11 protein-coding genes are annotated in these 13,455 nt (G+C 57.7%); 3 read left to right on the top strand and 8 right to left on the bottom strand.

Annotated features, from left to right (window positions below; all coding sequences use genetic code 11):
* The first annotated feature begins 48 nt into the window (after positions 1-48).
* Genes GS611_RS10505 through GS611_RS10495 form a run of 3 tightly spaced genes read left to right on the top strand, consistent with a single transcriptional unit; the run spans position 49 to position 4,178 of the window.
* Positions 49-1,035, top strand: a complete 987-nt coding sequence (locus tag GS611_RS10505; RefSeq protein WP_171635782.1) for a glycosyltransferase family 2 protein — start codon at positions 49-51, stop codon at positions 1,033-1,035.
* On the top strand, positions 1,032-2,732 hold the full coding sequence (locus tag GS611_RS10500) for a beta-1,6-N-acetylglucosaminyltransferase (RefSeq protein WP_171635405.1): 1,701 nt from the start codon (positions 1,032-1,034) through the stop codon (positions 2,730-2,732). Before GS611_RS10505 ends, GS611_RS10500 begins: the two co-directional genes overlap by 4 nt.
* Positions 2,733-2,738: 6 nt before the next feature.
* Positions 2,739-4,178, top strand: coding sequence for a nodulation protein NodH (locus tag GS611_RS10495; protein WP_171635402.1), 1,440 nt, complete (start codon positions 2,739-2,741; stop codon positions 4,176-4,178).
* Here GS611_RS10495 and GS611_RS10490 read toward each other — a convergent pair.
* The 8 genes from GS611_RS10490 to GS611_RS10455 form a co-directional block, all read right to left on the bottom strand.
* Positions 4,175-4,693 (bottom strand): murein L,D-transpeptidase family protein, encoded by a 519-nt coding sequence (locus tag GS611_RS10490; protein ID WP_171230125.1) that lies wholly within the window; start codon positions 4,691-4,693, stop codon positions 4,175-4,177. The genes GS611_RS10495 and GS611_RS10490 overlap by 4 nt on opposite strands.
* 59 nt (positions 4,694-4,752) lie before the next feature.
* On the bottom strand, positions 4,753-5,538 hold the full coding sequence (locus GS611_RS10485; protein WP_171635393.1) for an ion transporter: 786 nt from the start codon (positions 5,536-5,538) through the stop codon (positions 4,753-4,755).
* Between the two features lie 21 nt (positions 5,539-5,559).
* A complete protein-coding gene (locus GS611_RS10480) occupies positions 5,560-6,789 on the bottom strand; it encodes a class I SAM-dependent RNA methyltransferase (protein WP_171635391.1) in 1,230 nt (409 codons plus the stop codon).
* 39 nt (positions 6,790-6,828) lie between these two features.
* A complete protein-coding gene (locus GS611_RS10475) occupies positions 6,829-8,661 on the bottom strand; it encodes an ABC transporter ATP-binding protein (protein ID WP_171635389.1) in 1,833 nt (610 codons plus the stop codon).
* The gene (locus GS611_RS10470; protein ID WP_171635388.1) at positions 8,658-10,496 is read right to left on the bottom strand and encodes an ABC transporter ATP-binding protein; all 1,839 of its coding nucleotides are present in this window, start codon (positions 10,494-10,496) and stop codon (positions 8,658-8,660) included. The genes GS611_RS10475 and GS611_RS10470 overlap by 4 nt, the downstream gene beginning before the upstream one ends.
* Positions 10,497-10,687: 191 nt before the next feature.
* Positions 10,688-11,842, bottom strand: coding sequence for a CCA tRNA nucleotidyltransferase (locus tag GS611_RS10465; RefSeq protein WP_171635387.1), 1,155 nt, complete (start codon positions 11,840-11,842; stop codon positions 10,688-10,690).
* On the bottom strand, positions 11,839-12,453 hold the full coding sequence (locus GS611_RS10460; RefSeq protein WP_171635386.1) for a CoA pyrophosphatase: 615 nt from the start codon (positions 12,451-12,453) through the stop codon (positions 11,839-11,841). The genes GS611_RS10465 and GS611_RS10460 overlap by 4 nt, the downstream gene beginning before the upstream one ends.
* Positions 12,428-13,414, bottom strand: a complete 987-nt coding sequence (locus GS611_RS10455; RefSeq protein WP_171635385.1) for an Hsp33 family molecular chaperone HslO — start codon at positions 13,412-13,414, stop codon at positions 12,428-12,430. Before GS611_RS10455 ends, GS611_RS10460 begins: the two co-directional genes overlap by 26 nt.
* Positions 13,415-13,455: the final 41 nt, after the last annotated feature.

The following is a 13,455-nucleotide window of genomic DNA, read 5'->3' as shown; positions in this document are numbered from 1 at the left end:
GTTATAAAAAGGTTGGGCAGTCACGTGAGCCTGTTTGAGTCCTACAAAATGAGATTGCGGCGCAAGCGCCGTATTCTGCGCTGCCTCAAACGACGCCGCGAGCTCAAGCCAGTCAGCAACAACACACAGGCCATACGGCGTGATGATATCCTGCTGATGAGCGTTGTGCGGAACGAGAAAATTCGCCTGCCCTTCTTTCTTGAATATTATCGCAAATTGGGCATCAACCATTTTCTGTTTGTCGACAACAACAGCGATGATGGCAGTTTTGAATTTTTGAAAGAACAGGCTGACGTTTCGGTCTGGCGGACGACGACCAGCTACAAACGGGCAAGCTATGGTCTGGACTGGTCGAACTATCTGCTGCGCAAATACGCGCACGATCACTGGGTGCTGAGCGTCGATCCGGACGAATTCTTCATCTATCCGTTCTGCGACACCCGTCCAATCCGAGCCTTGACGGACTGGCTGGATGGCAGTGCCGTGCGCAGTTTTGGCACGATGCTGATCGACATGTACCCCGAAGGTCCGGTGGACGCCGACCCCTATGCCGAAGGTCAGAACCCGTTCGAAATCGCGCGCTGGTTCGATCCCGGGAATTACATGATCACCAAGAACCCCGAATACAAGAACCTTTGGATTCAAGGGGGTCCACGGGCGCGCGTGTTCTTTCAGGACAACCCCTCCAAAGCACCGGCGCTGAACAAGATTCCGCTGGTAAAATGGAACCGGCGCTATGTTTATGTCAGCTCGACCCATTCGCTTTTGCCGCGCGGGCTCAACCAGGTTTACGACGAATGGGGCGGCGAAAAGGCCAGCGGGTCACTGCTTCATGCCAAGTTGATCAATACTCTTGGGGAAAAAGCCCGCGAAGAATTGCAGCGTGGCCAGCATTACCGGGGCTCGGGCGAATACAAGGCATATGCAACCCGGCTTGAGGACAAGCCTGTTTTCTGGTGCGAATGGTCCGAGGCCTACATCAACTGGCGACAGCTTGAGATCCTGGGCCTCATGTCGAAAGGAAACTGGGCATGAGCGGTCTGGGTATTGTCATGTTGGTTCATACTTCGCTGGACCGCGCCGAGCAGGTCGCACGCCACTGGACAGCAGCAGGGTGCCCGGTGGTCATCCATTTGGATCGCAAGGTGCCAGACACTGTTTTTTCCCGGTTTGTTGCGTCCTGTTCGAACAATCCATCGATCGTGTTTTCTGACCGACATCGCTGCGATTGGGGTGGCTGGGGTATCGTTGCCGCCTCGCAAAGCGCGTCCGAGTTGATGCTGGAGCGTTTCCCCGAAGTTCGGCATGTATTTCTTGCCTCGGGGGCCTGCCTGCCCTTGCGACCGGTTCAGGAACTGATCGATTACCTGTCAGACCGGCCGCGTGTCGATTTCATCGAAAGCGCGACGACATCCGATGTCAGCTGGACCATCGGCGGGCTGGATCATGAACGGTTCACCCTGCGGTTTCCGTTTTCGTGGCGCAAGCATCGCAAACTATTCGACGCACATGTAAAACTTCAGCGTCTGACGGGCTTTCGCAGGAAAATCCCCGACGGACTGGTTCCGCATATGGGAAGCCAGTGGTGGTGCCTGACTCGCCAAACGCTGTCGGCAATCCTTCAAGACCCCAGGCGCAAGCTGTATGACAAGTATTTCCGTCATGTCTGGATTCCGGATGAAAGCTATTTCCAGACGCTGGCGCGCTTGTATTCCACGCATATTGAAAGCAGGTCCCTGACGCTGTCCAAATTCGATTACCAGGGCCGCCCGCACATCTTCTATGACGATCATCTGCAATTGCTGCGCCGATCGGATTGTTTTGTCGCCCGTAAAATCTGGCCCCGCGCAGAGCGATTGTACCAGGCATTCCTGACAGATCAGGCCGGGGCGATGAAACCGGCAGAGCCCAATCCGGGCAAGATCGATCGCGTGTTTTCCAAAGCGGTGGAACGGCGAACCCGTGGGCGCGACGGGCTGTATATGCAAAGCCGGTTTCCCCGCCATGGCAGTGAAAACGGTCTGACATCGTCACAATATTCCGTATTCCAAGGCTTTTCGGAACTGTTTGAGGATTTCGAACCTTGGTTGGCCGCAACCACCGGGGCCAGAGTCCACGGGCATCTATTCGGGCCGGAACGCGCCGAATTTTCGCAAGGAGAAGCCATAACAAATGGCGCCCTCAGCGACAGTGCGGCGCTGCGGGACTATAACCCGACCGCCTTTTTGTCGAACCTGATCTGGAATACGCGCGGTGAACGCCAGTGTTTCCAGTTCAGCCCGCGGGACACACAGGAAATCAACTGGTTTCTGGCACGGGACAAGAACGCTCAGATTTCGGTCATCACCGGCGCTTGGGCGATCCCATTGTTCCGGTCCAATATGAATTTCTCGGAAATCCGAAGTGAGGCGGCGCGCCTGCAACAAATTGAAACCAAGCAGCTGGAGGTGCTGACATCGGTCTGGACCAAGGCGCGGATGCGCAGTTGGACGCTGGCCGACTTCATTGAATCTCCGATGGATGCCTTGCAGGGCATTCTAGAAGAAATCGGCATGCAGCAGACCAGCCATCTGACCGAAGTGCCAACCATGGTCGAACTGTCCGGATTCGGGAAGTTCCTGCAAAACCTCAAGAATCAGGGAATGCACCCATATCTGATGGGTGATTTCCCGGCGGACGATGTGTTCGGTCGCCAGGAAAAGCCATACCGAAAACCGTATCTGGTGCAGTGATTGCCCATGTCAGCCCATTTTGAATACTTCGTGATTCTGGCCGCCATGCGCACAGGTTCGAACCTGCTTGAGGCCAACCTGAACGCGCTGGAAGGGGTCACCTGTCACGGAGAGGCGTTCAATCCGCATTTTGCGGGCAGCCTGAAATCCGATCGTCTGCTTGGCCTTTCGCTGGAAGACCGGGATGCGGACCCCGTACGAATGCTCAAGGCGATCAAATCAGCACCGGGTGACATCAATGGCTTTCGATATTTCGAAGACCATGACCCACGTATCCTGAAACCCATGCTGAACGATCCGCGCTGTGCCAAGATCATTCTGACCCGCAACCCATTGGACAGCTACCTGTCGCTGAAAATAGCACAGAAAACGCAGCAGTGGCTGCTGAAGAATGTGAAACGCCGCGTCGACGCGCAGGTTGACTTCGACGCCGACGAATTTTCAGATTACCTGAACCAGCTGCAAGACCATCAGCTTATGGTGCAACGGCACCTGCAAAAGACAGGCCAAACCGGGTTCTTCATTCACTATGACGACCTGACCGAGCTGGAGGTCATAAACGGGCTGGCTGCATGGCTGGGGGTTGAGGGGCGGCTGACCCGACTGGATGATACCCTGAAACCGCAAAACCCGGCGCCGGCTTTGTCGAAGGTCACCAATCCTGATGAAATGAAACAAGCCCTGTGCGATCAGGATCGGTTCGGATTGCATCGGTCAACAAGCTTTGAGCCGCAGCGCGGCGCGGCTGTACCGCTTTATGTTGCCGCTGCAAGGTCTCCTTTGATGTATTTGCCCATTCGGGGCGGGATAGAGCCTCTTATCGTGCAATGGCTGGCTGATCTGGACGGATGTCAGACCGACAAGCTGATCACGGATCGAAATCGCAAACAGGTCCGGTCATGGAAGCAGGGCCATCCCGGTCATCGGCAATTTACCGTCCTGCGTCACCCTCTGGCCCGGGCACATACGGCGTTTTGCAGTCATATTCTGAACACGGGGCCGGGCAGCTATAAGATGGTGCGGAATTATCTTCGCAACCGGCTCAAGCTGCCGATCCCGGGGCAAGTGAGGGACAACAATTATTCTGTCGAACAGCACCGCGAAGCGTTTTCGGGCTTTCTGGACTTTCTGCGCCTCAACCTCAACGGGCAGACACCGGTCCGTGTGGACGGCACGTGGTGCAGCCAGTCCAGGACGTTGGAAGGAATCGCATCCTTCACCCTGCCGGATCTGATTCTGAGAGAGGAGGATCTGATGACCGATCTGCCGAATCTGGCGCGCAGCATGGGGCATTCATACCCGCCTCAGCCTGGCTCCTGCGCACCGGATGAACCGTACGCTTTGAACCAGATCTACGACGAAAACCTCGAAGCGCTGGCGGTTGACGCCTATCAGCGCGACTATGAGGCATTCGGGTTCAGTGACTGGGCGCCAAAAACGGCCTAAGGGCGCAGGGTTATCAGCGTACCTTTGTTAACCATCGCGTAAATCTCTTCGATTTCGTCATTCTTGACCGCGATGCATCCAGCTGTCCAATCCCGCTTCTTTTTTGCGCGTCTCCGCTCAGAACGCAGATTGGGTTCACCGTGGATGAAGATATCCCCACCCGGATCAACGCCCGCAGCCTTGGCTTTGGCGACATCCTGCGAGTTTGGATAAGAAATGCCCAGCGATAGGTGGTACCGGCTTCTGGGGTTGCGACGGTCGATCAGATAGGTGCCCTCGGGCGTTCTACCGTCACCGCGCTGGTTCTTCGTTCCATTCGGGGCAAACCCCAAATCGACGTCATATTCCTTAAGGATCTTTTCGTTGTGCAACAAGTAAAGTTTGCGCGTGCCCTTGTTGACCACCAAAGAGGTCACCTCGGGTCCGTTGTAAGTCAGAAATCTTGGGCCGCTAGAGGCACAAGCCGAAAGGCTCAGCGTTGCCAACGCGCCTAAACCGAATACTCGACGATCCATGTTTCACTGCCTGCTCTGCTTTTTTTCGATCATTATGCCAAAAATTGGAAAAACTGAAATCACATTTTGATGTTCGACTGCTCGGCCAGTCTACGTTCAATGCTTTCCAGCCGTTCCAGAACCTCGTCGCGATAGGCATCGGTTTTAACCTCATCCTCGGCATGATGGGCATCCTGCATCGAATTGACGATCAGACCCACCAACAGGTTCACCACCGCAAAGGTCGTGACCATGATGAAGGGAACAAAGAAGACCCAGGCATAGGGATAGACCTCCATCACCGGGCGCACGATGCCCATCGACCAGCTTTCCAACGTCATGATCTGGAACAGCGTATAAGCAGACAGGCCCAGATCGCCGAACCAATCCGGGAACGATTCCGAAAACAGCTTGGTCGAGATTACCGAACCGATATAAAACAGAATTGCCATCAGCAGAAACACGCTGGCCATGCCCGGAAGGGCCGAGATGAACCCTTCGACCACGCGACGCAGACGAGGCGCCACGGAAATCACGCGCAACACCCGCAGAATTCGCAGGGCGCGCAGCACCGACAGCCCCCCGGCGCTGGGAACCAGGGCAATTCCAACGATCAGGAAATCGAATATGTTCCAGCCATTTGTGAAGAACCTGCGCCCGGTGGCAATCAGCTTCATGGAAATTTCAGCCACAAAGATCGCCAGGCAAAGCCTGTCCAGCGCCACGATCAAAGGACCTGCCAGTTCCATCAGGGTCGGCGATGTCTCCATCCCCAAAAGAATGGCATTGAAAATGATCACGGCCGTTATGAACCGCCCGAAAACGGGCGCTTCGATAATATTCAGCAAACGCTGTTTGGACCCCATGTGTCAGCTTCCCCAGTAAGATCAAGATGCGGCGTTCAGAACAAACCGCGCAGCGAGTTCCGTATGTGACGACCACCGAAATTGGTCAACGACCTGTACCCATTCAAGGGTGTAACCCGCGTTAACCAGCGTTTTTGCATCGCGCGCAAAGGTGACGGGATTGCACGAGACATAAGCGATCACCGGGCGTTGCGCCTGTGCTATCTCGTTTACCTGCGCTTCGGCACCGGCGCGAGGCGGGTCCAGAACAATGGCGTCGAAAGATTTCAGCTCGTCCGGCATCAGCGGGCGGCGAAACAGGTCGCGGGCCTCGGTCGTGACGCGTTTCAGCCCCTGTGCCCTGCGCCAGCCCTGATCCAACGCCTCGATCATGGCGGCCTCGCCTTCAACCGCGTGAACTTCGGCGCTTTCCGCCAACGGCAAAGAGAACGTTCCGCTGCCTGCAAACAGGTCAGCGATACGTTTCGCACCCCGTGTAGCCTCGGAAACTGCCTTTGACAGAGCCTTTTCTCCGTCCTTTGTTGCTTGCAAGAAAGCTCCGGGGGGTGGCGTGACTCCGGCTGCTCCAAAGCGCTGAACCGGCGCATGCCGCATGGCAATAACCTCATCATCCCAACTGAGCCGGGCCAGCCCATGTTTCTCGGTCGCCTGCGCCAACGCCAGTTCCAAGGGGCCGTCCAGCGGCTTGCCACCTGTTACGGCCACATCCAGACCAGCTTCGGACAGTGTGAGCGTGACAGCCAGAACGCCCTTGCGGCTTGCGCCCAGGGTGGCCAGCGCCTCGGCCACGGGAATGGCCACGATCAAGGCCGGGTCAAGCAAGCGGCAATCGGGTATCTCGGTGATCGTGCCGGATGCACGACCGTTAAACCCCGCCAATGTGCCCTTTTTCGTGCGCCTTACGGCAATCGTAGCCCGCCGACGTGACCGTTCGGGCGATGTGTGTATCGGGCGCAGGGGTGCTTCGAGATCCTGCGCCGTCAGCGCCTTGCGGACGACTTGCAGTTTCCAGTCGGCCACAAATGCATCGGATGCGTGCTGCAACTGGCAGCCACCACACGCTTTGTAGTGGCGGCAAGGGGCTTTGACACGGTGTTCGGACGGTGTCTCGACCCGGATATCGGTCAATTGCTGGCCAACAAGGGTGCCGCTGACGATCTCGCCGGGAAGGGTACGAGGGGCGTAAACAGGGCCATCGGCAATACCGTCGCCCTGATGTCCAAGCCGTGTGATTATGAATTGCTGCGTCATAAGAGGCCTGATAGCCGGGCTTTCGCAGCAAAAAAACCCTTATTCCGCAGCTTCTGCCTGAATGAACCCGCCCGACTGGCGGTGCCAGAACCGCGCATACAGCCCACCCAGGTCCAGCAGCGCCTCATGCGTTCCGGTTTCGGCGATCCTGCCCTCGTCCAAAACAACAATCCGGTCCATTTCGCTGAGTGTCGACAGCCGGTGCGCAATGGCCAGCACCGTTTTACCCTGCATCACCCGATGCAGCGCGGTCTGAATCGAAGCTTCAACCTCGGAATCCAGCGCCGATGTCGCCTCGTCGAGAACCAGAATTGGAGCATCTTTCAGAATGGCGCGCGCCAGAGCGATCCGTTGTCGCTGCCCGCCGCTGAGTTTCACGCCCCGTTCACCCAGATGAGCATCATAGCCTTTTCGACCATGAGCATCTTCAAGACTCAGGATGAAATCATGCGCTTCGGCCTTTTTTGCGGCCTCAATCATCTCGGCCTCTGAGGCGTCCGGCCGACCATACAGAATGTTCTCACGAGCAGACCGGTTGAACATCGCCGTTTCCTGCGTGACCATACCTATCTGTCGGCGCAGGCTGTCCTGCGTCACCTGTGACACGTCCTGGCCGTCGATACGAATGGCGCCACTTTCCCTGTCATAGAGCCTGAGCAACAGTGAGACGAGCGTGGATTTCCCCGCCCCCGATGCACCGACAATGCCCAGCTTTTCGCTCGGGTTGACGGTCAGGCTCAAATCCGTGACGCCACCGATATCGCGCCCGTAAGCAAAGCTGACGCCTTCGAAGGAAATCGACCCTTCGGTCACGTCTAGGTCCTTCGCCCCGCACATATCTTCGACCCGGTCACGCTTGGCCAGCGTTTTCATCCCGTTTTCGATTTCACCGACATTGGCATACAGCCCCATCAAGGTGAAACTGACCCAACCGGTCATCTGAGCAATACGGATCGAAACCGCCCCGGCAGCCACGATATCCCCGGCGGTCGCCATACCGCCCTGCCACAGCCACAAGGTCGCGCCCAGCAGCAAGACAGGCAGGACACCGGCCAGTGTCATGAGGATGAACCGGAAACTCGCCGACAACTTGCCGAAATCCAGCGATTTTTCACGCAGATCCACCATCGATTCACGCGCCGCCTGATCTTCGAATTCCGAGTGGGCGAACAGCTTCACGGTTTTGATGTTGGTGATCGTATCGACCACCTGCCCGGACACCATCGCCCGCGCCCCGGCCCGCGCGGCGGAACGTTTGCGGATGCGCGGCAGATACCAGCGCACCAGCATGAAATACACAGCCAGCCATGCCGCGAAGGGCAGCATCACCAAAGGATGAATAGACCCTAACAAAAGCAAAGACCCCACCAGAGACGCCAGGGCAAACACAATCGCGCTGATCGTTTCCGACACGACCGAAGCCATGGCGTTCGATGTCTGCATCTGCTTTTGCGCGATCCGACCGGCAAAATCATCGTCGAAATAGGTCACCGACTGACCCAAGGTCCAACGGTTCAACTTGGCCAGAACCAAAGGTGTGATGTTTGGCATGACAATATAATTGTTCGACAAGGATGACAGGCCAAACAGGATCGGGCGAAGCAACATGAAGAAGGCGACCGCACCGAGGATCATCCACATATTAGCAGCGGTCAGAAAATTCTCGGGTCCGCTGGCGGTCGCCACATCAATCACGCGGCCCAGTATCCATGCCGTGACCGCCTCCATCGCGCCTGCAATGGCCGAGAAGAACGCCGCAACAAACAGCATCGGCCACGCCCCGGAAAGGCTCCAGCGGATGAACGCCCCCAACGTCTGCGGTGGGGGCGTTTCGGTGTTCCTGAACGGATAGATGAGGTCGGCAATCCTCATTCAGCGGCCTCCGGGTTCATGAAGCCACCAGATTGCCGCGCCCAGAATTGGGCGTAAAGGCCACCTTGCGCCAGAAGATCAGAATGCGTGCCTTCCTCGACGATACGGCCTGCATCCATCACCAGAATGCGATCCATCTGCGCGATGGTACTAAGCCTGTGGGCAATGGCGATCACGGTTTTTCCTTGCATCATGCCGTAGAGAGTTTCCTGAATTGACGCTTCGACCTCGGAATCTAGGGCGGATGTCGCCTCATCCAACAACAAGATCGGTGCATCCTTCAGGATCACCCGCGCCAGCGTCACACGCTGCCGCTGGCCACCTGACAGCTTCACCCCCCGTTCACCGACATGCGCGTCGTACCCGGTGCGACCCTGCGGATCCTGCAAATCGAGGATGAACTCATGTGCTTCGGCCTGTTTGGCGGCGGCGATCATCTGTGCCTCGGACGCATCCGGACGGCCATAGAGGATGTTGTCGCGCACCGACCGGTGCAGCAACGCGCTATCTTGCTGAACCATGCCGATATGGCTCCGCAGACTGTCCTGCGTGACATCCGCAATGTTTTGATCGTCAATCAGAATTGCGCCACGCTCAACGTCGTAGAATCGCAAAAGCAGCTTTACTAGGGTCGATTTTCCCGCGCCAGACCGCCCGATCAAACCAATCTTTTCGCCGGGCCGGACAGTCAGGTCGATATGGTCCAAACCGCCGGCCTCGCGACCATAGTGATGCGAGAGGTCGCGGATCTGGATCTCACCCTTGCTGAGTTGCAGTGGCTTCGCAGTCGGTGCATCAAGCAAATCGATGGGCTGGGCAATGGTCTCCATCCCCTCGGACACGATACCAAGTTGGCGGAAAAAGCTGGTCAGGGCCCACATGATCCATCCGGTCATGGCATTCAGGCGCAGGGTCAAGGCCGTAGCCGCCGCAACAACACCGACCGAAGCGCTGCCTTGCATCCACAAGGCAATCGCCCAGCCCACAACACCCACGATCAGCATACCGTTCAAAGTGACCAGAACGGCATCCATAATAGTGAAAATCCGCATTTCAATCTGAAATGTCCGACGGGTTTCCTCGATCGCCTCGCGGGCATAGTCCAGCTCTTGCGGGCCATGGGCAAACATTTTGACCGAATGGATGTTGGTATAGCTGTCCACCACCCGCCCCGTGACCGTCGAACGCGCATCCGAGGCCGCTTTTGACGCCGGACCAACACGCTGAACGGTCCAGCGCACCAGCATGGCGTAGAATCCGAGCCAGATCAGCAGCGGGATCAACAAACGCGGATCCGCCGCATACAGCAGGATCGCCGCACCGATCAAATAGGCCAGCGAAAAGGAAATCGCGTCAAAAACCTGAAAGACCACTTCACCCGCCGCCGGAGGTGTCTGCATGATCCGGTTTGCAATCCGCCCGGCAAAGTCGTTTTCGAACCAGCCAACCGACTGACGCAACACGTGTTTGTGCGCACGCCAACGGATCAGCGTACCGAAGTTCGGCAAAATCGTATTGTTCAGCAGAAGTACGTCGACCAAATGCAGAAGCGGACGCAACAGCAACACAAAGGCTGCCATCAGCAGCAATTCCGTTCCGTGATTTTGCCAGACCTCTGCCGGCGTGCCGCCCAACAGATCCACGACGCGACCCATGTAGTAGATCAGCCCGATTTCAACACCCGCGACGATTATGGAAACCAGCGCCGCCCAGAAAAATACCCGAATAAAGGGCCGCGAATAATCCAGCATGAAGGGCCACAACCGCGTCGGCGGAGTGTCAGCCTCACGGTAGGCAACAAAAGGGTCAACGAGGTTTTCGAAATAGCGAAACATGGATAGTGCTCCGATTGAGCAGGAAAATAGACGTGCGAAGAAAGATGGCGCCTGAACACCACCCTTTACGGGGCAGGTGTCCCGGCTTTAGCCGAACCAGATCCCGTAATACATTCGCATTCCTCCATCCATGTGACAGGCGCACCTAAGCACAAAGGATCCGAGATGTCATCCCCTTTTGAGACTTCGCGCTAATGTGCCAGCAACTCTTCGCGTGACAGCGCAAAACCGGATGCGATCCAGCGTTTTTCCAGCTCGGCCAGCTTCTTGCCCAGCGCCGGGCCGGTGAAGTTGGGGATCAGATCCCTGGCCTGAACAGGAAAACGCGCTGCTGCGCCTGCATGCAGATCGCGACGCAAATCTTCGGACCAGGGTTGTTCCAGAAAGGCGCAGCGCAAAAGCGTCTCGTGCAATCCCCCTTCATCGCCATAGCGGTATCCCAGTTCAGCAATACTGGTTGTGGACTGTGCCTCTTCACGCATCCTGATCAGGCGTTGCAACTGCGAACGGCTCAACCGCAATGTCGCGGCATCATCGGGCGAGGCAATGGCTGCCAGACGACGCACCGGATCGGGATCGGCACCAGCCGCCTGTTCCAGCGCGATCAAAGGGGCCAAAGACCGATCGTCCGCCCCCGGCAGCACACGGGCTAAAACACCGGTACTGCGCATGGTTGCAACGGCGGGGGCCGGATCAGGCGACGCCAGCAATTTCAGCAGCTCTGCCCCGATCCGCTCGCGCGACAATGACTCCAGCCCGTCAAGATTGGCGCCGATGGCGGCCAGGGCACCGGGGTCGAAACCGCCATCCGGATCCCCGTACCAGGCGTGAAAACGGAAGTAGCGAAGCGAGCGGAGATAGTCTTCGCGAATGCGGTTCTCGGCGGTTCCAATGAACCGCACCAACCGGGCCTCGAGGTCGGGAAGACCACCTAGAGGGTCCAGCACGGTGCCATCAGGTTGGGCGTAGAGCGCGTTCATAGTGAAATCCCGTCGCGCCGCGTCTTCTTCGACATGATCGGAAAAAGCCACGACCGCGCGGCGGCCATCGGTTTCCACGTCACGGCGGAAGGTGGTGACCTCGTGCGGGATACCCGCGCTGACCACTGTGATCGTACCATGCTCGATGCCGGTCGGAATGGCCCTGAGCCCGGCAGCCTGCGCCAGTTCGACGATCTGCCCGGGCTTTGCATCGGTGGCAATGTCGATATCCGACACTGGTGCGCCAAGCAGCGCGTTGCGCACGCATCCACCCACGAAAAGCGCCTGAGCCCCGGATGAGGTCAGCGCCGAACAGACCTTTTGGGTCGCTGGTTCACTGATCCAGGCTTCGTCAATCAGCATCATTCATTCACCCGTGCAGCAAGCCCGCGCAATATGCGGGCGGTCGCGCCCCAGATGTAATAGGGGCCGTACGGAACTGCGTAGTATCTGCGTCTTTGGCCGCGCCATCGGCGCGACTCGACCAGATAATTCTCAGGATTCAAAAGATGGGCAAGGGGGGTCGAGAAAACTTCGTCCACTTCTCCGGGTTCAGGCACGGGTTGGAACCTGTCCCGCAAAACTGCGACAACCGGTGTCACAGTGAACGAGGTCACGGTCTCATGCGTCGACAGAAATCCCAGGATCTCGGGCATTTCCGGGGGCAGGCCGATCTCTTCCTCAGCTTCCCGCAGCGCCGCAGCCGTAACATCAGCATCGGTTTCGTCCTGTTTGCCACCGGGAAAGGCGATCTGGCCCGGGTGATGCTTCAACGCGGATGAGCGTTTGGTCAGGATGACCTGCGGTGTGTCATCAGCCAGCGAAATGGCCACCAGAACACCGGCGGGTCGCAACCGTCGTCCGGGCGGCAGAACGGTATCCGGGTTCAGGTCAAAGTCGCTGGACCCGTGACCGGGGCGGCGCAGGGCCGCCCGGATCTTTTCAACCGGGTCATGCACCTTTGGGGTCTTCGGCATCGAACCCGACAGTTGCCGGGTCCAACACGTAATGAGCCCCGCAGAACTGACAATCCGCGGTGACTTCGCCCTCGGGCGTGGTCATCTTTTCGATATCCTTGGCCGAATAGATCGACAGGCTCTGTCGCACACGATCCTCGGAACAGGTGCAGCCAAATTGCACGGACTGCGCATCATAGACACGCGGCTGTTCCTCGTGAAACAGGCGAACCAGAAGGTCGGTCGGCGCAACAGAGGGGCCGATCATCTCCAATTCCTCGACGGTATCCAGCAGGATATTGACGCGACCCCAGTTTTCACCTTCTTCGCCGTCGACCAGATCGGCAGCGGTCAGAATGTCACCGGTTCCTTCGCCCGACGCGGCAAAGGGCGACGCTTTGGGCATGTGTTGCAGCATGATGCCGCCTGCACGCCAATGCTCGCCCACGCCCGGCTCGGTCGATTTGCCGAAGCTCAGCGAAAACCGCGTCGGCAGCTGTTCGGATTGTGCAAAATACGCCTCGGCGCACGCACTCAGTGATCCACCGGCCAGCGGGGTAATGCCCTGATACGGCTGCGTGCCCTCACCCTGATCGATCATGATGGCAAAATACCCTTCGCCCACCTGATCGAACGGTGCGGAATTGGAAAGCCGGTCCCGGTCAAAACTGGCATAAGCCCGAATCTGGGCGGGCTGGCCCTCTTTCTGCGGCGCATAATAGTCGGTTGCGATCATGCGCACCGCCCCTTTGGACTGTACCTGCAACGACAGTTTCCAGCGCAACGCAACCGTTTGGCCGATCAACGCGGTCAGCAAGGCCATCTCGGCCACAAGCGCCTCGACCTGCTCGGGATAGTCATGCTGTTTCAGGATACCTTCCAGCACGCCATCCAGACGGGCCACGCGGCCGCGCATGTCGGATGCATCAAGTTGAAAGGGCAGGACAGTATCGTCCCACGCGATTTTTGTTCCAAGAGACATGGGGTTTCCTTACACGCCACGGGTTGGCATACCGGCACCAT

The sequence above is a fragment of the Ruegeria sp. HKCCD6119 genome (genome assembly GCF_013110585.1).
In the GTDB taxonomy this organism is placed as follows: domain Bacteria; phylum Pseudomonadota; class Alphaproteobacteria; order Rhodobacterales; family Rhodobacteraceae; genus Ruegeria.
This window is presented reverse-complemented; position numbering and strand designations above follow the sequence as displayed.